Source organism: Alkalihalobacillus deserti, from assembly GCF_020734105.1.
GTDB classification, from domain to species: domain Bacteria; phylum Bacillota; class Bacilli; order Bacillales; family Bacillaceae_D; genus Halalkalibacter; species Halalkalibacter deserti.
Genome location: NZ_JAJAFR010000014.1, coordinates 25,462 through 45,256, shown reverse-complemented (window position 1 = coordinate 45,256; position 19,795 = coordinate 25,462). Strand labels below are relative to the sequence as shown.

The 19,795-nt window shown below is 37.7% G+C and carries 22 protein-coding genes, 2 tRNA genes and 1 pseudogene; 19 read left to right on the top strand and 6 right to left on the bottom strand.

All coding sequences use genetic code 11. From position 1 onward, the window contains the following. Window positions 1-7 precede the first annotated feature (7 nt). Complete coding sequence (locus tag LDX58_RS19150; protein ID WP_227938446.1) at window positions 8-244, bottom strand: DUF2627 domain-containing protein; 237 nt, start codon at window positions 242-244, stop codon at window positions 8-10. Between the two features lie 249 nt (window positions 245-493). Here LDX58_RS19150 and LDX58_RS19145 point away from each other — a divergent pair, with 249 nt between their 5' ends. From LDX58_RS19145 to LDX58_RS19075, 15 genes are all read left to right on the top strand, one after another. Next, window positions 494-2,548 carry a sigma 54-interacting transcriptional regulator gene (locus LDX58_RS19145; RefSeq protein WP_227938444.1) on the top strand — a complete coding sequence of 685 codons (2,055 nt, stop codon included), beginning with the start codon at window positions 494-496 and terminating at the stop codon, window positions 2,546-2,548. Between the two features lie 178 nt (window positions 2,549-2,726). After that, on the top strand, window positions 2,727-3,821 hold the full coding sequence (gene bcd / locus LDX58_RS19140; RefSeq protein ID WP_227938442.1) for a Leu/Phe/Val dehydrogenase: 1,095 nt from the start codon (window positions 2,727-2,729) through the stop codon (window positions 3,819-3,821). Between the two features lie 39 nt (window positions 3,822-3,860). After that, window positions 3,861-5,282 (top strand): dihydrolipoyl dehydrogenase, encoded by a 1,422-nt coding sequence (lpdA, locus tag LDX58_RS19135; RefSeq protein WP_227938440.1) that lies wholly within the window; start codon window positions 3,861-3,863, stop codon window positions 5,280-5,282. A 27-nt stretch (window positions 5,283-5,309) separates the two neighbouring features. Then, window positions 5,310-6,305 (top strand): thiamine pyrophosphate-dependent dehydrogenase E1 component subunit alpha, encoded by a 996-nt coding sequence (locus LDX58_RS19130; RefSeq protein WP_227938438.1) that lies wholly within the window; start codon window positions 5,310-5,312, stop codon window positions 6,303-6,305. A gap of 15 nt (window positions 6,306-6,320) precedes the next feature. Continuing rightward, the gene (locus LDX58_RS19125; RefSeq protein WP_227938435.1) at window positions 6,321-7,304 is read left to right on the top strand and encodes an alpha-ketoacid dehydrogenase subunit beta; all 984 of its coding nucleotides are present in this window, start codon (window positions 6,321-6,323) and stop codon (window positions 7,302-7,304) included. A 20-nt stretch (window positions 7,305-7,324) separates the two neighbouring features. Continuing rightward, window positions 7,325-8,614, top strand: a complete 1,290-nt coding sequence (locus LDX58_RS19120; protein WP_227938433.1) for a dihydrolipoamide acetyltransferase family protein — start codon at window positions 7,325-7,327, stop codon at window positions 8,612-8,614. A 107-nt stretch (window positions 8,615-8,721) separates the two neighbouring features. Continuing rightward, window positions 8,722-9,198: a hypothetical protein gene (locus LDX58_RS19115; protein WP_227938431.1), complete on the top strand. Its 477-nt coding sequence runs from the start codon at window positions 8,722-8,724 to the stop codon at window positions 9,196-9,198. Between the two features lie 121 nt (window positions 9,199-9,319). Beyond that, window positions 9,320-10,561 (top strand): metal ABC transporter solute-binding protein, Zn/Mn family, encoded by a 1,242-nt coding sequence (locus LDX58_RS19110; protein WP_227938429.1) that lies wholly within the window; start codon window positions 9,320-9,322, stop codon window positions 10,559-10,561. A 151-nt stretch (window positions 10,562-10,712) separates the two neighbouring features. Continuing rightward, the gene (locus LDX58_RS19105; protein ID WP_227938427.1) at window positions 10,713-10,937 is read left to right on the top strand and encodes a spore coat associated protein CotJA; all 225 of its coding nucleotides are present in this window, start codon (window positions 10,713-10,715) and stop codon (window positions 10,935-10,937) included. A 4-nt stretch (window positions 10,938-10,941) separates the two neighbouring features. After that, window positions 10,942-11,208: a spore coat protein CotJB gene (locus tag LDX58_RS19100; protein ID WP_227938425.1), complete on the top strand. Its 267-nt coding sequence runs from the start codon at window positions 10,942-10,944 to the stop codon at window positions 11,206-11,208. A 25-nt stretch (window positions 11,209-11,233) separates the two neighbouring features. Further along, window positions 11,234-11,803 carry a manganese catalase family protein gene (locus tag LDX58_RS19095; RefSeq protein WP_227938422.1) on the top strand — a complete coding sequence of 190 codons (570 nt, stop codon included), beginning with the start codon at window positions 11,234-11,236 and terminating at the stop codon, window positions 11,801-11,803. A 220-nt stretch (window positions 11,804-12,023) separates the two neighbouring features. Then, entirely contained in the window at window positions 12,024-12,458 is a 435-nt protein-coding gene (locus LDX58_RS19090) for a BrxA/BrxB family bacilliredoxin (protein ID WP_227938421.1), read from the top strand. A gap of 150 nt (window positions 12,459-12,608) precedes the next feature. After that, window positions 12,609-12,974, top strand: coding sequence for a hypothetical protein (locus tag LDX58_RS19085; protein ID WP_227938420.1), 366 nt, complete (start codon window positions 12,609-12,611; stop codon window positions 12,972-12,974). An 84-nt stretch (window positions 12,975-13,058) separates the two neighbouring features. Next, a tRNA-Arg gene (locus LDX58_RS19080) sits at window positions 13,059-13,133 on the top strand. A gap of 63 nt (window positions 13,134-13,196) precedes the next feature. Beyond that, window positions 13,197-13,269 (top strand) — tRNA-Val (locus LDX58_RS19075). 152 nt (window positions 13,270-13,421) lie between these two features. On the opposite strand, the pseudogene LDX58_RS19070 reads toward LDX58_RS19075, so the two are convergent. Both LDX58_RS19070 and LDX58_RS19065 read right to left on the bottom strand, forming a co-directional pair. Then, window positions 13,422-14,515 (bottom strand): annotated as a pseudogene (locus tag LDX58_RS19070) (tyrosine-type recombinase/integrase). Continuing rightward, a complete protein-coding gene (locus LDX58_RS19065) occupies window positions 14,484-15,113 on the bottom strand; it encodes a helix-turn-helix domain-containing protein (RefSeq protein ID WP_227938419.1) in 630 nt (209 codons plus the stop codon). The pseudogene LDX58_RS19070 and the gene LDX58_RS19065 overlap by 32 nt, the downstream one beginning before the upstream one ends. Before the next feature lie 198 nt (window positions 15,114-15,311). On the opposite strand from LDX58_RS19065, the gene LDX58_RS19060 reads away from it, so the two are divergent. Both LDX58_RS19060 and LDX58_RS19055 read left to right on the top strand, forming a co-directional pair. Continuing rightward, the gene (locus tag LDX58_RS19060) at window positions 15,312-15,500 is read left to right on the top strand and encodes a helix-turn-helix domain-containing protein (protein WP_227938418.1); all 189 of its coding nucleotides are present in this window, start codon (window positions 15,312-15,314) and stop codon (window positions 15,498-15,500) included. A gap of 414 nt (window positions 15,501-15,914) precedes the next feature. Beyond that, window positions 15,915-16,718: a YonV family putative phage-derived protein gene (locus LDX58_RS19055; RefSeq protein ID WP_504753270.1), complete on the top strand. Its 804-nt coding sequence runs from the start codon at window positions 15,915-15,917 to the stop codon at window positions 16,716-16,718. A 315-nt stretch (window positions 16,719-17,033) separates the two neighbouring features. Here LDX58_RS19055 and LDX58_RS19050 read toward each other — a convergent pair whose 3' ends face one another. The 3 genes from LDX58_RS19050 to LDX58_RS19040 form a co-directional block, all read right to left on the bottom strand. Beyond that, window positions 17,034-17,498 (bottom strand): hypothetical protein, encoded by a 465-nt coding sequence (locus LDX58_RS19050; protein ID WP_227938416.1) that lies wholly within the window; start codon window positions 17,496-17,498, stop codon window positions 17,034-17,036. A 14-nt stretch (window positions 17,499-17,512) separates the two neighbouring features. Beyond that, the gene (locus tag LDX58_RS19045; protein WP_227938415.1) at window positions 17,513-18,520 is read right to left on the bottom strand and encodes a DUF3231 family protein; all 1,008 of its coding nucleotides are present in this window, start codon (window positions 18,518-18,520) and stop codon (window positions 17,513-17,515) included. A gap of 63 nt (window positions 18,521-18,583) precedes the next feature. Beyond that, entirely contained in the window at window positions 18,584-19,051 is a 468-nt protein-coding gene (locus LDX58_RS19040; protein ID WP_227938414.1) for a helix-turn-helix domain-containing protein, read from the bottom strand. Window positions 19,052-19,195: 144 nt separating this feature from the next. Between LDX58_RS19040 and LDX58_RS19035 the strand changes: the two genes are divergently transcribed. Together LDX58_RS19035 and LDX58_RS19030 are read left to right on the top strand one after the other, a co-directional pair. Beyond that, window positions 19,196-19,573: a hypothetical protein gene (locus LDX58_RS19035; protein ID WP_227938413.1), complete on the top strand. Its 378-nt coding sequence runs from the start codon at window positions 19,196-19,198 to the stop codon at window positions 19,571-19,573. A gap of 5 nt (window positions 19,574-19,578) precedes the next feature. Further along, the gene (locus LDX58_RS19030; protein WP_308017584.1) at window positions 19,579-19,695 is read left to right on the top strand and encodes a DUF3900 domain-containing protein; all 117 of its coding nucleotides are present in this window, start codon (window positions 19,579-19,581) and stop codon (window positions 19,693-19,695) included. Window positions 19,696-19,795: the final 100 nt, after the last annotated feature.

Below are 19,795 nucleotides of genomic sequence, written 5' to 3'. Positions count from 1 at the left end.
ACAGTATTTACTTTTTTTGAAACCTAGGGGAAATTTTCCCGTTTTTACGATCACGATAAAAAATAAAGCCACCTATGAAGCTTACACAAACAAGGAAAAGAATGAGCCCACCAAAAAATTGCAACGTTAAATTAGGAAACGGGCTATTTAATAATTGGAAAATTGTATCTCTCATTAATTTAATTCCATAACCAGCAATCACACCTGGTATAAGTAAAATCATTAAAGCTAAAAAACGTCCCATATTTATGCCTCTTTCATTCTAAGTATGTGTAGTGATCGGTTGTAGTATTAAGTAAGTAATACTCTGTTAATAACTGGCTAGTTTCGTTCTTCTTAGTTTTTTAAAAGAAGAAACCTTTACCTTCTATATTACCTAAAAACTTTACTTGTGTACACGTTTAGTAGTTGCATTTTTGTGTCATTTGCGTAATAGTAAAGAGAGAATTGATACTAGAAGTTAAGACCAAGTCTTAAAGAAGGGGGAGTGTGAGTGAAACGAGCTATTATTATCGGAGCTGGTCAAGGTGGGACTGCTTTGTGTCATTTGCTTATGGATATGGAGCACATTCAAGTTATGGCTGTGTTTGATATTGACCCATCTGCCCCTGGATTAAAGGAAGCTGATAGTTATCAAGTAAGGACGGGAATGGATTGGCAAGAGTGTGACTATGAAAACATTGATTTTGTTTTTGAAGCGACTGGAGATCCAAATGTATTAATCGATTTAAGAAAAAGTCTTAAGGATAGGACGATGATTGTTCCTTCAAAATTAGCAAGTCTTTTTTATTCTTTAATGGAAGAAAAAGATAAACTGATTCAACGGTTAAATGAGCAAATGTCAATACAAGAAACGATTTTAAATTCTACATATGACGGTATGATTGCGATCGACAACAAAGAGAGAATTCTAATTTTTAATGAGGCAGCCGAGCGTATCTCTAATATGAACGCAAAAGACATAATCGGTAAGTCAATTAAAGAAGTGTTGCCTTCTAGTGGGCTTCCACGCTTATTAAAAACGAAGCAAGTTGAACATCATCGTACACAGCAATTTGAAAATGGGACGAATGTTATTACAACGAGAGTGCCTATGTTTGAGAAAGGTCGCTTTATTGGTGCATTGGCTGTTTTTAAAGATATTACGGAAATCGTTGAGATCTCAGATCAAGTAACAAACCTAAAAAAAATTCAAACGATGCTCGAAGCGATTATTCAATCATCCAATGATGCCATTTCGGTCGTCGATGAAAATGGCAGTGGGATCATGATTAATCCTGCTTATACGAGATTAACGGGCTTAGCGCCTGAACAAGTGATTGGACACCCTGCAACAGCTGATATCTCTGAAGGGGAAAGTATGCATTTGCAAGTGCTTGAAACAGGGAATGCTGTAAGGGGAGTTCCATTAAAAGTTGGACCAAACATGAAAGACGTAATCGTGAATGTAGCTCCAATTATCGTTGATGGTAAAAAAAGAGGAAGCGTCGGTGTTATTCATGATGTATCAGAATTAACTTCCTTACATAATCAGCTTGAAAAAGCAAAGAAGCGAATCCAGACGTTGGAAGCTAAGTATTCATTCGATGAGATCGTTGGAAATTCTGACGAGATGCGCGTCGCTAAAGAGCAAGCGAAATTAGCTGCATCTACACCAGCAACGATTTTATTAAGAGGAGAGTCAGGTACTGGGAAAGAGTTATTTGCTCATGCTATACATAATGAAAGCAGGCGGCGTGGGAATGCCTTTGTCCGGGTGAATTGTGCAGCTCTCTCTGAGAATTTGTTAGAAAGCGAATTATTTGGTTATGAGGAAGGTGCTTTTACAGGAGCGAAACGAGGTGGCAAGCGAGGTCTGTTTGAAGAAGCCGATAACGGGAGCATCTTTCTTGATGAGTTGGGTGAGCTCTCAAGTTCAATGCAAGCGAAGCTCCTTCGAGTTTTACAAGAACAGGAAATCGTTAGAGTTGGTGGGACCAAACCGATTACAATTAATGTTCGTATAATTACGGCGACCAACGTTAATTTAGAAAAGGCGATTGTGGGAGGACGTTTTCGTGAGGATCTTTACTACCGGTTAAATAAATTTCCTATTTACATACCTCCATTACGTGAACGAGCGAATGACTTAAAGATACTCGCGGTTCATTTACTCACAAAACTTAATAGGGACTATGGTCGTTACGTTCAATCAATTTCAGATGAAGCGATCCGTTACTTAAGTACCTATCACTGGCCAGGAAATGTAAGGGAATTAGAGAATGTCCTTGCAAGAACGATGATTTACATGGAGCCTTCCAATCAACACATAGAGCGATATCACTTGCCTTCACTAGATGAGGAAGCATCTAAATCAATTCACATTAATGAAGGTGCTATCGGACCAGAATTAGAAGGCAGTTTGGAACATTTATTAAATGGCTTTGAAAAAGATGTCCTTGTTCGAACATTAGAACGTTACAAGAACAATCGGACAAAAACGGCTAAAGCATTAGGTATATCGATTCGGTCACTTTATTATAAGATGGAAAAATACAGCATTGCATAAATGTGCATGCAAAACCTTGCATAACAGTGAAGAGAATTGCACGCTTTATTATGGGATGTGATCGTTTTGTGAAGACTAATAAGGATTCTTGCTTATAACTCGGATATGGCATGATACTTGCAAAAAAGAAGAGTAACAACATCTTGATGCCAGGATGACTTATCAAGGAGGTTACAACATGGAATTATTTTCATATATGGAAAACTATGACTATGAGCAAGTTGTCGTATGTCAAGATAAATTATCAGGATTAAAAGCGATTATTGCCATTCATGATACTACACTCGGACCTGCTCTTGGAGGAACGAGAATGTGGATGTATAACTCAGAAGCTGATGCGTTCGAGGATGCGCTGCGTTTAGCGAAAGGAATGACCTATAAAAATGCAGCTGCTGGTTTGAATTTAGGTGGCGGAAAGACAGTTATTATTGGAGACCCTCGTAAGGATAAAAACGAAGAGATGTTCCGTGCATTCGGTCGTTATATTCAAGGTTTAAATGGGCGTTACATTACAGCTGAGGATGTTGGAACAACGGTTCAAGACATGGATATAATCTACGAAGAGACAGACTTTGTAACTGGAATTTCACCGGCATTTGGGTCATCTGGTAATCCTTCGCCGGTAACGGCTTATGGTGTTTACGTGGGAATGAAAGCAGCAGCAAAAGAAGCCTTTGGAACAGATGACTTGGCTGGTAAGACAATTGCCGTGCAAGGAGTAGGGAACGTAGCGTACAATCTATGCAAACATCTTCATGAAGAAGGCGCAAATTTGGTTGTAACCGATATTCATAAGGAAGCTGTTGAACGTGCTGTTACGGATTTTAACGCAAAAGCAGTAGACGTAAATGATATATACGGAATAGAGTGTGACATTTTTTCTCCTTGTGCATTAGGGGCGATCATTAATGATCAAACGATACCGCAATTAAAAGCAAAAGTCATTGCAGGTGCAGCAAATAATCAATTGCAGGAAGAACGTCATGGTAGTCTGATTCATGAAATGGGAATTGTCTATGCTCCAGATTACGTAATTAATGCAGGTGGCGTCATTAATGTAGCTGATGAGTTAAATGGCTATAACAGTGAACGTGCTCTGAAAAAAGTAGAAGGAATTTACCAAAACATTGAGAAGGTTTTAACGATCTCAAAGCGTGATCAAATTCCTACATTTAAAGCAGCAGATCGGATGGCAGAGGAACGTATTGAAAGAATGAGAAGATCTCGCCGACAGTTTTTACAAAATGGACACCATATTTTATCTCGTAGCTAAAAATATTAGTTGGAGCAGGGAACGAGGAGGAGAACATAGATGGCTGAAGAATATGATCTTGTCATTTTAGGGGCAGGGACTGGCGGCTACGTTGCTGCTATCCGTGCTGCTCAACATGGCATGAAAGTTGCGGTTGTAGAAAAAGAAAAACTTGGCGGAACCTGCTTGCATAAAGGATGTATACCGAGTAAAGCATTGTTAAGAAGTGCAGAGGTTTTTGCGACAACGAAGCGCTCAGAAGATTTCGGTGTCGTGACAAGCGATGTTCATCTAGACTTTAAAAAGGTTCAGGAAAGAAAGAACTCGATTGTTGATCAATTGCACCGGGGGGTCAAGCACCTTATGAAAAAAGGGAAAATTGATGTATTTGAGGGCATAGGTCGAATTCTCGGACCTTCGATTTTTTCGCCTACACCAGGGACGATTTCGGTGGAACGAACAGACGGACTAGAAAATACGATGTTGATTCCTCAATATGTTTTAATTGCTACGGGTTCTTCTCCAAGGTCGCTTCCTGGCTTAGATCCAGATGGACAATATGTACTTACTTCTGATCATGCACTCGCACTTGAACAACTCCCATCGTCAATTCTTATTGTGGGTGGTGGAGTGATTGGCATTGAGTGGGCATCGATGCTTTCAGATTTTGGCGTTGATGTGACAGTGATTGAGTTTGCTGAACAAATTCTGCCAACTGAAGATGCTGACATCGCAAAAGAAGCTGCTAAACTGTTAAAGAAAAAAGGAATTAAGATTGTTACGAATGCAAGGGTTTTACCTGAGACATTAGAAAAAAATCAAAAAGTTACGATTCGTGCAGATCTAAATGGAGCAGAGCAAACATTTCTAGCAGATAAATTATTGCTGGCGGTAGGGCGTAGTCCAAATATCAACAATATTGGTTTAGAAAATACAGACATCCAATTAGAGAACGGCGCCATTAAAGTAAACGAATATGGTCAAACAAAAGAATCTCATATGTATGCGATTGGTGATGTTATTGGCGGATTACAACTTGCTCATGTTGCGTCACATGAAGGAATTATTGCTGTTGACCATTTGGCACGCAAAAAGCCAGAACCTATCGACTATAATACTATTCCAAAGTGCATTTATAGTAGTCCAGAAATGGCAAGTGTTGGATTAACGGAGACACAAGCGAAGGAACAAGGCTTTAAGATCAAAGTGGGATCATTTCCATTTAAAGCAGTTGGAAAGGCATTGGTTTATGGGGATGCTGAAGGGTTTGTGAAAGTCATTGCTAATGCGGATAACAATGATTTACTAGGTGTACACATGATTGGTCCACATGTTACCGATCTGATTTCAGAGGCTACACTCGCAAAAGTGTTAGACGCTGCGCACTTTGAAGTAGCTGAAATGATTCACCCTCATCCAACATTATCTGAAGTCATTGGGGAAGCAGCTTTGGCTGTGGATGGCCTTGCTATTCATTCATAAAAAAGGCATAGAAGAGGAGGAAAGAAGATGACAGAAAATCGACATCGTGCTTTAGGTTTAACAGACGATACCATACTTGAAATGTATAAAACCATGCTCCTTGCACGAAGAATTGATGAACGTATGTGGCTATTAAATAGGGCAGGGAAAATTCCATTTGTGATTTCATGTCAAGGTCAGGAAGCGGCACAAGTTGGAGCTGCTTTTGCCCTTGATCGTAAAAAGGATTATATCCTTCCTTACTATCGCGATATGGGTGTTGTATTAGCGTTTGGAATGACAGCACAAGATTTGATGTTATCAGGTTTTGCTAAAGCAGAAGATCCTAATTCAGCGGGACGCCAAATGCCTGGTCACTTTGGTCAAAAGAAAAATCGGATTGTAACAGGTTCTTCACCGGTGACAACTCAAGTACCTCATGCTGTTGGGATTGCACTAGGTGGCAAGATGGAAGGGAAAGATTTCGTTACTTTTACTACATTTGGTGAGGGGTCTTCAAATCAAGGAGATTTCCATGAAGGGGCTAACTTTGCAGGTGTCCATAAACTTCCTGTTATTTTTATGTGTGAAAATAACAAATACGCAATTTCAGTTCCGATTGAAAAACAACTTGCTTGTGAAAAAGTATCGGATCGTGCCATCGGATATGGAATGCCTGGAGTAACGGTTGATGGAAATGATCCTCTTGCGGTATATGAGGCTGTAAAAGTAGCAGCAGATCGCGCAAGAAGAGGGGAAGGACCATCTTTAATCGAAACGGTATCTTACCGCTTGACTCCACATTCAAGTGATGACGATGATCGTGCTTATCGCCCTCGTGAGGAAGTGGAAGAAGCAAAAAAATTGGATGCGATCTTTACTTTTGCTTCTTATTTAAGGGAAACAGCTGTCTTAACAGATGAGTTGGAAACTGAAATCGAAAAAGAGTTTACTCAAATAATCGATGAAGCAACGGAATATGCAGAGCAAGCACCTTACGCAGACCCAGAAGATCTAATGACGCATGTGTATGCAGAGGAATAGAGAGGGGGAAAAAGAATGGCTATAATTTCTTATATTGAAGCGGTGACCCAAGCTTTACGAGAAGAGATGGAGCGCGATGAAAAAGTGTTCATACTTGGCGAAGATGTTGGAGCGCGTGGTGGTGTGTTCCGTGCTACTAATGGCTTATACGAACAGTTTGGTGAACAACGTGTCATTGACACACCTTTAGCGGAATCGGCGATAGCTGGTGTTGCTATTGGTGCAGCAATGTATGGGATGAGACCTGTTGCAGAAATGCAATTTGCTGATTTTATCCTTCCAGCTGTTAATCAAATTATTTCAGAGGCGGCTAAAATCCGCTATCGTTCAAACAATGACTGGGATTGTCCAATTACGATCCGAGCACCTTATGGTGGGGGAGTACACGGGGCTCTTTATCACTCTCAATCTGTTGAAGCCATTTTTGCCAGTGTTCCAGGTTTGAAGATTGTGATGCCTTCAACTCCGTATGACGTAAAAGGTCTACTTAAAGCTGCAATACGTGATAATGATCCCGTTCTATTTTTCGAACATAAGCGTGCCTATCGTTTAATAAAAGGAGAAGTACCAGAAGATGATTACACACTTCCAATTGGCAAGGCTGATATAAAGCGAGATGGAGACGATATTACCGTTATTACGTACGGCTTATCAGTTCACTTTGCGCTTCAAGCTGCTGAACGACTTGAAAAAGATGGAGTATCTGTGCATATCGTTGATTTGCGTACGGTCTATCCACTTGACAAAGAAGCGATTATTGAAGCAGCTAGTAAAACAGGGAAAGTTCTTCTTGTTACAGAGGATAATAAAGAAGGCAGCATCATGGGAGAAGTGGCTGCGATCATCGCAGAACATTGTTTATTTGACTTAGATGCCCCAATTAAAAGATTAGCCGGTCCAGATGTTCCAGCAATGCCTTATGCACCAACAATGGAAAAGCATTTTATGATTAACCCAGATAAAGTGGAAGAAGCGATGCGCGAGCTAGCAGAATTTTAAATGAAGGGAGGAAATCATAAATGACGACAGAAATGAAGATGCCCCAACTTGGGGAAAGTGTAACAGAAGGCACGATTAGTAAATGGCTTGTTGAACCAGGTCAATATGTGAACAAGTATGATCCAATTGCAGAAGTTATGACGGATAAAGTAAATGCTGAAGTTCCGTCATCCTACTCTGGGACGATAAAAGACCTTCTCGTTCAGGAGGATGAGACCGTTGAAGTTGGTGTTATCATCTGTACGATTGATGTAGAAGAAGCGGCCAATGTAGAAAAGCCAGAGCGTGCCCCTGAACCTAAAGCTGTTGAATCGACCTTATCAGAACGAGCAAAAGATCAATCGCAAAAGCGTCGTTACTCACCTGCCGTTCTACGCATGTCACAAGAGTCCGGTATTGACCTTGAGCAAGTGTCTGGATCAGGAAAAGGTGGAAGAATTACGCGTAAAGATCTTCAGCGCTTAATAGATAGTGGAGAAAAACCTCCTGCTGCGCCGGTTGCAGCTAATATAGCAGAGCCGACTCCTACTACAGATGCACAACCAGTCGTCCAGAAACAAATACCATCGAAAATGGAAGATGTACCTGTAGCGCATAGAGGTGACATTGAAATTCCTGTTAATGGAATTAGAAAAACGATTGCAGCCAATATGGTCAAAAGCAAACATGAAGCACCACATGCATGGATGATGGTAGAAGTTGATGTAACCAATCTTGTTCATTTCCGTAATCAGATTAAACAAGACTTTAAAGCAAAAGAAGGTTTTAATTTAACGTTCCTCCCATTCTTTATTAAAGCAACCGTTGAAGCATTAAAGGAGTTTCCACAGTTGAATTCCATGTGGGCAGAGGATAAGATCATTCAGAAAAAAGATATCAATATTTCTATAGCTGTCGCAAAAGAGGATGCATTATATGTGCCGGTTATACCAAATGCTGATGAAAAATCGATTAAAGGAATCGGGCGTGAAGTTCAAAATTTAGCTTCAAAAGTTCGTTCAGGTAAGTTAAGCGGTCAAGACATGCAAGGTGGCACGTTTACAGTGAACAATACAGGGTCATTTGGGTCTGTGCTGTCAACGCCAATTATCAATCATCCACAAGCGGCAATTTTATCAATTGAATCGATTGTGAAGCGACCTGTTGTCATCGAAAGCGCGTCAGGAGATATGATTGCTATCAGAAGTATGGTTAATCTATGTCTCTCGCTCGATCACAGAGTGTTAGATGGTCTCGTTTGTGGTCGCTTTTTAGCAAGAGTAAAAGAAACTCTAGAAACGATGACAGCAGAAACAACGTCGATTTACTAATGATAGTAAAAAGCTGAGAAGAGATCTCAGCTTTTTTTTGGTCTCTTACATAAACTGATTTTGAGCTGGTTACTCTATAAGTAATTAAAGGAAAGGGTGACCAATACATGAAACGTTTTCACCAGTTGTTTCTTTTTGCTCAACTCATGTTAATTGCTTCGATTGTGGTTACATCGTTGGCACCTGTACAAGCGGAAGTGTCGGAAGATAAAAAGGAAGAAACTTGTTGGGAGCATGAGCAAGGAATTAGTAAGAAACTTAAAGTCCATCTTGATTTTTATTACGAATTGCTCGCAGAAAAATATGCCCCTAACGAAATAGAGCAATGGAAAGAAATAAGAGTTGAACGTGATTTATTGCAGAAGAAATTGAAAGAAGCCAAACAAAGAGGTGAACTTGAAAATGGCCAAGCTGTTGACAAGAGTTGGTTAGATAAACATGCCGAACTGCAAAAGGCATTTAATAATGCAATTGAAAAACGTGACGATGAGCAGTTGAAAACAATTTTACCTCAAATGTTTGATCAATATGCTGAATTAAATTCCTTGTTTAAACAGCGTTTAAATCTAAATAAGTTATCGTAAAATTACAGTCTGTCTTCACTATTTTGAAGGCAGATTTTTTATTTACAGTTTACACATCGTAAGGATTACGATATAATTCATAGATGTGATAAAACGTAATCGTTACGAAAGGGGTTTATTTATGAAAAAGCTATTTAGTTTGTTTGTTTCTGTTCTTATCCTTTCTATATTTCTAGCTGCATGTAGCAATCAAGAGACGGAACAACAACCGGCAACAGAACAACCTAGTGAAGAGAATGTTCAACAATTGGAATTATATACGACTATTTTTCCTTTAGAAGATTTTGCACGAAAAATTGGTGGTGATTACGTGAATGTAACCAATCTCGTTCCAGTTGGAGCGGATGCACATTCATTTGAACCAACTGCAAGAGAAATGATAAGTGTGGCAGAAGGCGATGCATTCATTTACAACGGTGCTGGCCTTGAGGGCTTTGTTGATGCCCTTATTGATACCATTGAAGGTGAAGAAGTTCAGATCGTAAAGGCTTCAGAAGGTATGGAACTCATTGATTTTGATGCAGAGCAAAATCATACGGACGATGAGCATGAAGAGGAACACGATCAAGCACACGGTGAAAATGAGCATGAAGAAGAGAGCCATGATCATGCTGAAGAAGCCGATGCGCAAGAGGAAGAGGATCATGGTCATGCTGAAGAAGCCGATGCGCAAGAGGAAGAGGATCATGATCATGCTGAAGAAGCCCATGCGCAAGAGGAAGAAGATCATGGTCATGCTGAAGAAGCCGATGCGCAAGAGGAAGAGGATCATGATCATGCTGAAGAAGCCCATGCGCAAGAGGAAGAAGATCACGGTCACGATGAGCAAGCCCATGATCATGATAAAGATCCGCACGTGTGGTTAGATCCAATCCGATCTATTACACTTGCCGAAAATATCAAAAATACATTGATTGAGCTACTTCCAGAACAAGAAGAGTATTTCACTTTCAACTTTGAAGAAGTCAAAGCAGAGTTAGAAGCGATTGACAGAGAATTTCAGGCAATGGTAGATGCGGCAGGAAAAGATACGTTCCTTGTTTCTCACGCTGGCTATGGTTATTGGGAAGCACGATATGGTGTGAAGCAAATTGGAATTGCAGGTATTTCACCAACCAATGAACCATCTCAACGTCAACTACAAGATCTTATCGGATTTGCTAATGAATACGACCTAGAATATGTAATGTTTGAACAAAATGTTCCAGCAAAAGTAGCTGATGTTGTAAGGGATGAAGTAGGAGCAGAAGCTCTTTACCTTCACAATCTTGAAGCGCTTGTTGAGGAAGACATCCAAAACGAAGAGGATTACTTTAGTTTAATGAGAAAGAATATTGAAGCATTAGCAACTGCGCTTCAGTAAGAATTGATTCAATCTAAACCATCTACTTGAATGTAGGTGGTTTTTTTTGTTGTAGTCTATTTAATTGTTCGTGAAAATTAAATGTCTGAAATGAAATAACGATGCATAAGAGTGAAGGGAGTATATATTTTACAACATGGAGGTGCCTACAATGAATGGTTATACTCAACGAAAGTATTATTACCCGTATGCAAGTCCATTTGATCCGTGTCCCCCTATTCCAGTTAAGTCATATGAAACCCCGCCTCAGCTTTATTTAGGCTATCAGCCTTATGGATTGGACCAATTTAAACCGCTCGATGCTTTATACTGTGGAACATTGTGGCCAGCTTTATACTCTCCGTATTCAAATCCTTACGAGCAAGGGAGGGAGTAAGAGGATGACACATAAACAACTGCCGGCAGAATTTTATCCATTGATGGAACAGTTGCAAGCGATTGATTTTGTTTTAGTGGAATTAACGCTTTATCTTGACACACATCCTAATGATCAAGCTGCAATTCAACAATTTAATGAAGCAGCTCAATATCGTCAGCAACTAAAGATTGAAGTTGAAAAATGCTATGGGCCATTACAGCAATACGGGAACAGTTACAGCGGATACCCGTGGAACTGGAATGACTCACCTTGGCCATGGCAATTGTAAATTCATAAGAGCGGGAGAGATTAGTATGTGGATCTATGAGAAAAAGCTTCAATATCCTGTCAAAGTAAGCACTTGTAACCCGACATTAGCCAAATATTTAATAGAACAGTATGGCGGAGCAGATGGGGAACTAGCTGCAGCTCTACGCTATTTAAATCAGCGCTACACAATACCTGATAAAGTAATTGGTTTACTAACAGATATCGGTACGGAGGAATTTGCCCATTTAGAAATGATAGCAACAATGATATATAAGTTAACTAAAGACGCAACACCTGAAATGCTAAAAGAGGCTGGCCTTGCTGAACATTATGTTAATCATGATAGTGCATTGTTTTATCATAATGCTGCTGGGGTACCATTTACAGCAGCTTATATTCAAGCAAAGGGAGATCCGATCGCAGATTTATACGAAGATATCGCAGCAGAAGAGAAAGCAAGGGCAACCTATCAATGGATTATTAATATGTCAGATGATCCTGATTTAAATGATGGTCTCGCTTATTTACGCGAGAGAGAAGTTGTTCATTCTCAACGTTTCCGAGAAGCTGTTGAAATGCTGAAAGATGATCGAGAAACTAAAAAAGTTTTTTGATAGGATTTATAAATGATTAATGATAAAGGGCTGAGCAAGATTCATAATCCTCTAAAAGAAAACTAATTGGATTATGAATCGAAAGCTCGTCCTTTTTTAAAATGTACAGGCTCTCTCTGAATCGTTGGGATATTATAGTTAAAAGGAAGGTAAAACAATTGGATTTCTTTAAGAAACAGGGTACAATATAAATACTACTATGTTAGAGAGGTGGAGAAATATGCAACAATTTAATTTTTTTATGAATGATGTTGTTAATGTTGCACGTCAAGAAATGGTTGAAGCAGGTTATGAACAGTTGCAAACTCCTGAAGAAGTAGATGAATCATTAGCTAAAGAGGGGACAACACTTGTGATGATTAATTCTGTCTGTGGATGTGCTGGTGGAATCGCTCGTCCAGCAGCTGCTTATATGAAAAATTACGAAACAAAACCAGATCGTTTTGTGACAGTATTCGCTGGACAAGATAAAGAAGCAACAACTAAAGCTAGAGAGTACTTCACAGGTTACGCGCCATCTTCACCTTCTTTTGCCTTACTTAAAGACGGTAAAATCATGAAAATGGTTGAGCGCTTTGAGATCGAAGGACATGAGCCAATTCAAGTTGTTCAGAAGCTTGAGCAAGCGTTTGATGAGTATTGCAAAGCTAAATAATTTGCTTTAAAAAGAGTGACTTAGTTAGGGTACGTTCTATCTGAGTCTCTTTTTTTTGACAATTTACTTGATTCAAATGATACACTTAGTTCATGGCAAAAGAAAATTATGATATACTACGGTATAAGTTAAATAAGGAGTGTACAATACATGCAAGCTTTGTATGATCAAATTCAAGTCTATTTAAATATGCAAGAGGAAATTTCGTTTAAAGAATTTAGCGAATATTACCGTAAAGTAACAGCAGAATTAGGAGATGTTCATGAGACACTTGATGAAGAAGGAGTTTGGAAAAGCCTTTTTATCGTCGAAAACATCATGTCTAATGCTGAAGGACGTGCGAATGCTACCAAAGGTTCAGAATCTAAAAAGTATGCAAAAATGGCTCAACGTCTTCAATTATGGGCGAAAAACCTTGCAGCTCGATTAGGACAAGCTGGTTATACGGAAGAAGATATCAGTGAGCGTTTTAATAAAATGCTTGAAGAAGGATCTCCAGCTAAAGAAGCGAAATAATGTTGGTAAACATGTAATTGAGAGAGGAGCCCTTTACAACTCCTCTCTTTTATGTTATATTAGAGCATGTCGCTTAGTCATTGTGCGCCTATGGTGAAAGGGATATCATTCAAGATTCCGGTTCTTGCGTTGTAGGTTCGAGTCCTACTAGGCGCGCCATTTTATGTTGACATTTCGCTAGTAATCAAGTATATTATTAAATGTCGATACACTATATAACTTGATCCGTTAGCTCAGCTGGGAGAGCGCCACCTTGACAGGGTGGAGGTCACTGGTTCGAACCCAGTACGGGTCATTCAAAGAATAAAGTTTAAAACCCTATCTACACAAGGGTTTTTTATTTTTATCATCTTACAAAATCGTCTAGGGAATAATGCAATATAAACTAATGGTCACATTTTGGTCACGAGGGTAAAATGGTCACATTTGGTGGTCACAGGTATTTTGCTAGATAATCCCCTCAAGCTTTTTGATAGCGTCCTCTTGCATGGTCGGTAATACATGAGAATAGGTATCAAGAGTCACTTTAATGTTGCTGTGACCAAGACGTTCTGATATCACTTTAATGTTCACCCCTTTTGAAAGCAACAATGTTGCATGAGTATGCCTCAAATCATGAAATCGAATTTGGGGGACTTGTGCTGTTTTTATAAGGTTATTAAAACTTCTTCGTAAGTTAGCAGGATTTAACGGTGTTCCGACTTGTGTGCAAACAACCAAGTCATTATTAGTGTATATGTCATTTTCCTTTTCTTTATTAACGATAATTTTATGCCTTTTTAATCCGTCAATTGTTGAGTTTGGATGTTGTATGTTTCTTCTACTGGATTTTGTTTTACCACAGACTAAAAAAGTTTTACCGTCATGACTTAAAGTTTGATTGATGACTAAATAACCTTTGTCTAAATTAATATCTTTCCAGCGTAAGCCAAGTATTTCTCCTTGACGCATCCCAGTTAGTAATGCAAGTTCAAAAGCAATATAGTAACGATTTTCTTTAGCAAATTCTAAAAACCTTTTTATCTCAAGCTCATTCCAAACCAACATTTCTTTTTTTGCTCCTTTAGGGAGCTTAACTTTTGATGCACAATTTTTCATTATCATTTCTAGGTCATTAGCGTGTTCGAGCGCATTCCTAATAATATTTATATTTTCTTAACGGTTGAGTCAGATAATCCTTCCTCAGTTAAATCGTTCAAGAAGTTTTGAATGTGTAGAGTTGTCAATTTCGAAACAGGTATTTCACCTAATGCAGGAATAATACGATTTTTTAGATACCCATGATACAGCTTTGCTGTTTGATCTCCAATCATATTTCGCTTTGTTTTAAACCAATCGGTTAAAAATAGACCAAATGGTGTATTCGAAGGTTCAAAATAAAGACCTTTGTTCAACGAATTTTCAACCTCAACAAGAGCTTTTTGTGCCTCTTTTTTTGTTTTGAATCCTCTTTTCTTTTTTTGTTTCCTCGTACCGTTATCTCTAATATCATAAATAATATACCAACTTTTACCTTCTTTCCTCACCGATCCTATTTTCATCATCTCCTTCGATGTTTTCATCTAAGTTGTTTAATAAAGACAGTAATGCATTGGTTTTATCGCTGTTAAAAGAACTAATATCGTGTTTAAAGATATCACAAAAAATATTGAAGTTTTCTTTGCTTCTCATGAGTCGGTGAACATTAATTAATACAAGCTGAGCTTTTGATAGATCGTATTCTACAAATTCATTAAGAATAATGTTGATATTTTCTCTAATCTCTTTTAAGTAGGATTTTTCGCTCTCATACCAGCTTATAAAAATCTTTCCTTGATTATTGTGAGGCTTTTGAAAAGGAAAATATAATTCCATTTCTTCTTGATTGATTTGTTGTAAATCCTTTTCTATTCGATTTACTTGTTCCTCTGGTGAAAATATATTAAATTTCTTCAAAATCAGATTTATGCTATCAGGGTCGTAACCTACTTTTTCTAGAAGTTTATATGAGGTCATATAATCTGGCTTCTTTATTTTACCTCTTTCAAGTTGTGACACATATGTGGTAGCTTTATTTACCATTTCTGATAGCTCTGCTGATCCTACCCCTTTCTTTATTCTTAAAGCTTTTAGGTGTTTTCCGAACTCTATACCGTTCATATTTGCCAACCTCCTATAATACGAACAATTTCATTATCGTAGTTTTTGTATTTTTAATATTTCCAAGAAAGTGCTTTATTAAAAGGGTGTGTTATAAAAAAACTAAATTAAGTATCTCGATTATGGTATGAAAAATATGAATAAAATATAAAAAATGTAGGAACTATATTTTTGAACAACTAGAAGGAGTGGAAATACATGAAAAATTTAGACGAACTTCCAGTGGTACTGACTGTTTCAGACGTAAAAGAAGTCCTAGGGATAGGGTTGTCACAAGCCTATGACCTTGTAAACTCTAATCAGTTCCATGTGACGAGAGTAAACAGGCGAATACTCATCTCTAAGGAAGTATTCTTGAATTGGTTAAACGGAAAAAGGTCAATTTAGACAATGCAACCTTTGATCAACATTGTTGATAGTCCACCTGGGACTGGTAAAACGTCATGGGCGATTGAGTACATGAATGGTACGACAAGAGACTCACACAAATTTCTTTTCTAACACCTTTCTTGAATGAGATAGCAAGAATTAAAAAGGCGGTCAAAACGAGAGAAGTCTATGAGCCTATAATAGAGAAAGGGAAGTCAAAGCTAGATGATTTACACATTCTGTTAGAAAAAGGGAGAGATGTTTGTACAACTCATGCGCTGTTTAAGTTGTTTAATTCTGAAACACACCGCCTACTAATACGAAAAGGTTATACGCTGATTTTAGATGAAGTATTGAATGTAATTGAACAGATTCGAATAAGGAGAAACAGCTTAGACCTGTTACTTGAAGCGGATGCGATTTATATAGAAGATTATAAGGGGAAGCAGCTCGTCAGATGGAATCAACAAAAAAAAATCATATGACACTGAGTACAACGACATTAAAAGTATGGCATTAAGTGGTAATCTTATGATGTATAACGATAGCGCTTTGATTTTAAATTTCCCCTGTGACATTTTCGGGTTATTCAAACAGGTTTTTGTTTTAACTTACATGTTTTACGGTCAAATCCAACGCTATTATTTTGACTTACACAAAATAAGATATAAGTTCCTATCAGTTAGGTGTGAAAATCAAACACACCAATTAGTGCCTTACTGTCAAAGGAATGTACATGATAAGTCATGGTTGAAAGCTAAAACAAACATATATGAAGGCAAATTAAACGTTATTGGTGATCCAGCTTTTAGCCTATCTAAAAAATGGCTGTCGAAAAGGGGAAATGCGAATAAACTTTGTAAGGCAGCCTACAACTTTCTCACCAATAAAGTAAAGGCAAAGGTTTGTGATACGTTGTGGACGACAGTGAAAGGAGAAAACGATAAGATAAAGGACAATGTTAAGCCGAAAAACTTTGCTACTTGCTTCTTAGCCATGACAACTAGAGCAACAAATGAATATAATGATCGATTTAATCTTGCTTATTTGGTCAATCGATTTATGAACCCAATTGAAAAGAAATTTTTTGAGCAATATGGAATAAAAGTTGAGGAAGATAGATGGGCTTTGTCAGAGTTAATTCAGTGGGTATGGAGAAGCCGAATAAGAGAGGGGCAGCCTATACAGAAGAATGCGCAACCTTTTGATTACATACCTAAACAGCGATCAATTTGAAACTTTGCCTGACACGGTTATAGTAGATCAAGAATGTGATGATTGGCATGCTTAGGATTATGATTAAGTTTTTAGGTGGTTGGGGTACCTAAGTCTACCTATTCGCAGGTTGCTGGTGTCGAGCGTAGCTCGACACATATATACACCTTAGATGAAGCTTAGATGATCTTTGTTAGAAAGTTATTAATGGATTAGATCAATAATATAATATCATCTATAGAAGAATGTGAAAGCGTGTACTAAAAGTAACGAGCATAATAGTTGAAAAATCGGTGAAATAAAATAACAATCAAAAAAAGCAAACCCAATCTATATTTACTGATTGAGTTTGCAAATACTAAGTATGCATAATTTAATGATCCAGCCGATTATGACACCAATGAGGAGAAAGATTATAGGAGAAAAAATTGGTCCCAACAAGAATTCAAATATTTTCAAGGTGGGAGAATAAATAACGCCTATGGTTGATAGAAAAGCTGCAAATACAAAAGGTAAAAAGGAGAAGGGGTTCCTACCTCCTCCTGCATCACGATAGGCATCCCATATAGCAAACATATAGATACATGGGTAAAACATTAACCATTGGTAATCAGTTAAATCAATAGCCTTTAACATATTGCCATGAAAACTTTCAATAATAATTAAATTTAAATTAGCTTGTACGTTAATTAACAGCTCTAGAGATATAAAGACAATTCCTTTCATCAATTTCCCATTTAGAAATTGTGCAAACCCTGGTAGTGCTATACTCCATAACAATTTTTCAATTTTGTTTTCCATCTGATTTATACACGTTATTGATTAGAAAAATTTTTTTTATTTATTACTTGAGGTGGTTCTTCTAACCAGCTATTATCAATCATAATGTTTACACCATCATTAGCGAAGCCAGTGACTTCTGTTGTCAAACGAACATACGTTGTGACTATATCCGTTCTCAAACTAGCTGCAGCCGCTGTTGCGTAGTTTGAGGTACTTGATTGTATCAATAGGGCTGTCTGGAACATGACTAGTTTATCCGAAAATGGTGCTATCGTGGAGTTAAATACATTAAGGTCTGATGGCATTGGTACAGGAACGTCATCGTCCGTTAAAATAGTGGAAAAAAGTTTAACATGTTTGGTAGCTATATCTTTTCCTTTATTGCAATATTTACGCACTTCTTTAGACTTTGCAACTTGTGTAAGTCCAGTTAATAATACTTGTCCGACTAAATTGGTTTCAATATTGGCATAAACATGAGTAATTTCAATAACATTAACTGGTCTACGGTTTATATTTAATAGACCACCTTTATAACTTTTTTGTTCAATAAAATCAATTTCATTAGTGGTTGAAACATAAGGTGGTCTGACAAATAATCCTTTAGATAATAAAACATCACTTGTTTTGTTGTACAAATTTGTTGATGATTGTATAGCTTTACTTAAAAGATTACGGACACTTGGTTTTGCTGAAGTTGCAAGAGCCACACCGTAAACGGACATTCCTACCTTTGCCATATTCTTAATATAGTATAAATAATATGTATCTGAGTAAAGACGTGGGGCATTGGGATTGACATCCTCATCTTTAAAACCAATAGGAATAGGCTGGTTGTCATCTTTAAGAATTTTTTCTGATAGGCTAAGACTTTCTTCTGAGATATGTAGTGCGTATTTTATAACTGATTTGATTTCTTCATCCTCAACATGTTCTATAAAATATTTAAAAACACAGACTGACATGCTATTGTTTTGAAAACTACTCCAAAGTGCGGCAATTTCTGAAGATGTTAATCTGGTTTGATGTTTTTCTTTCATTCACTCTCTCTCCTAATAACATAATTACTGTTATAATTTGCTGTTTTTAAGAATTTATACAGATCAATCTATTCGCTCGTTAATCAACCGATTAATTTTCCTTAATAATTTTGCAGCTTTATTCAAGTCTTTTGTGATGACATTGTTTATACAGGCATGAATACGGTCATTCTCCTTCTTTAGCTGCTCTTTCGTAAACGGTACGGTAGAAGAAAGAGCGTCATCGTCAGACCTGATAGAGGTCACATCTTCAATTGTTATTTGTTGTGTGTATTCTTTCATTTTTTCCCGTTCTCTCTCTTCCGATAAGATTCCATATTCCTCAAGCTGTTTTTTAATTTCAATCTTATCAACGCCTAATTTCAACAATAAATGATAGGAAGTGTTAAAGTCAGGCTTCTTGATCAGACCTCGCTCTAGCTGCGAAACATATGTAATAGCTTTTCCTACATCAGACGATAAATCTCTTGAAGAAATGTTCTTTTCATTTCTTAGTTTTTTTATGTACAAACCGAAAATAGCACCATTCATTATTGTCACCTCAAAAAATATTGTAAATTTTAATAGGTTAACTATGTAGCATATTCATGCTGCAATTTATTTGTGAGAGAGGTTAGTAATTGCAAAGATGGAAAAACCAATTAGAATATTACAACATGAGAGGAATTGACAAAAATGATTAAGGACCTAAGCGATGTAGAGAATTTATTAAAAGAGGTAATGTATAGAAATTCAGAAGAGTTCATTGAAAAAGAAGTTATGTGGGTATTAAAAATGGGGTGCATGTTTGGAGCTGAGAATGTAACTGAACCACCTACGTTAAGGAAAGAGGCGAACGTAATAACGGCTTTCTGTTTTAGAAATACTGAGCTTGAGAACGCACATGCTTCAAATACAGAAGAAGAATTAACGGATCGTTTTGTGGACAAGCTTATGCTACAATCTTCAAAGAGATTAGGCGAGTGGCTAAAAATGAGAGAAGCGCTTTTAGAGTGCATTCCTGGAATAAACGCTTATCTTCTCCTCCGCCAGAAGCCCCAGCGTTTGATGTGAAGGCGATGTTGTCTGATTTCGGTGAATCACTGCATATTGCTAAGGTGAATGGAAAATATGTGATTGTGATTGAAGGGGATGCATTTACGTTTGAGAAGGGGTTTCTCCGGTTGAGTTTTTGAAGCCGGAGCCTTTGGATGAGGTGTTGAAGAGGATTGGAAGGTAGGAGAAGGATGATTATCGGAATTCTAACGTCATTGTGACCAATAGTGTGACCGGAAT

Bases quoted from the DNA above. Each gene is read 5' to 3' on its own strand.
- LDX58_RS19065 (WP_227938419.1), bottom strand. From the start codon at position 15,113: ATGAACGGTATAGAGTTCGGAAAACACCTAAAAGCTTTAAGAATAAAG.
- LDX58_RS19035 (WP_227938413.1), top strand. From the start codon at position 19,196: ATGATTAAGGACCTAAGCGATGTAGAGAATTTATTAAAAGAGGTAATG.
- LDX58_RS19100 (WP_227938425.1), top strand. From the start codon at position 10,942: ATGACACATAAACAACTGCCGGCAGAATTTTATCCATTGATGGAACAG.
- LDX58_RS19115 (WP_227938431.1), top strand. From the start codon at position 8,722: ATGAAACGTTTTCACCAGTTGTTTCTTTTTGCTCAACTCATGTTAATT.
- lpdA (WP_227938440.1), top strand. From the start codon at position 3,861: ATGGCTGAAGAATATGATCTTGTCATTTTAGGGGCAGGGACTGGCGGC.
- LDX58_RS19060 (WP_227938418.1), top strand. From the start codon at position 15,312: ATGAAAAATTTAGACGAACTTCCAGTGGTACTGACTGTTTCAGACGTA.
- LDX58_RS19045 (WP_227938415.1), bottom strand. From the start codon at position 18,520: ATGAAAGAAAAACATCAAACCAGATTAACATCTTCAGAAATTGCCGCA.
- LDX58_RS19040 (WP_227938414.1), bottom strand. From the start codon at position 19,051: ATGAATGGTGCTATTTTCGGTTTGTACATAAAAAAACTAAGAAATGAA.
- LDX58_RS19150 (WP_227938446.1), bottom strand. From the start codon at position 244: ATGGGACGTTTTTTAGCTTTAATGATTTTACTTATACCAGGTGTGATT.
- LDX58_RS19120 (WP_227938433.1), top strand. From the start codon at position 7,325: ATGACGACAGAAATGAAGATGCCCCAACTTGGGGAAAGTGTAACAGAA.
- LDX58_RS19110 (WP_227938429.1), top strand. From the start codon at position 9,320: ATGAAAAAGCTATTTAGTTTGTTTGTTTCTGTTCTTATCCTTTCTATA.
- LDX58_RS19085 (WP_227938420.1), top strand. From the start codon at position 12,609: ATGCAAGCTTTGTATGATCAAATTCAAGTCTATTTAAATATGCAAGAG.
- LDX58_RS19105 (WP_227938427.1), top strand. From the start codon at position 10,713: ATGAATGGTTATACTCAACGAAAGTATTATTACCCGTATGCAAGTCCA.
- LDX58_RS19030 (WP_308017584.1), top strand. From the start codon at position 19,579: ATGTTGTCTGATTTCGGTGAATCACTGCATATTGCTAAGGTGAATGGA.
- LDX58_RS19130 (WP_227938438.1), top strand. From the start codon at position 5,310: ATGACAGAAAATCGACATCGTGCTTTAGGTTTAACAGACGATACCATA.
- LDX58_RS19050 (WP_227938416.1), bottom strand. From the start codon at position 17,498: ATGGAAAACAAAATTGAAAAATTGTTATGGAGTATAGCACTACCAGGG.
- LDX58_RS19125 (WP_227938435.1), top strand. From the start codon at position 6,321: ATGGCTATAATTTCTTATATTGAAGCGGTGACCCAAGCTTTACGAGAA.
- LDX58_RS19095 (WP_227938422.1), top strand. From the start codon at position 11,234: ATGTGGATCTATGAGAAAAAGCTTCAATATCCTGTCAAAGTAAGCACT.
- bcd (WP_227938442.1), top strand. From the start codon at position 2,727: ATGGAATTATTTTCATATATGGAAAACTATGACTATGAGCAAGTTGTC.
- LDX58_RS19090 (WP_227938421.1), top strand. From the start codon at position 12,024: ATGCAACAATTTAATTTTTTTATGAATGATGTTGTTAATGTTGCACGT.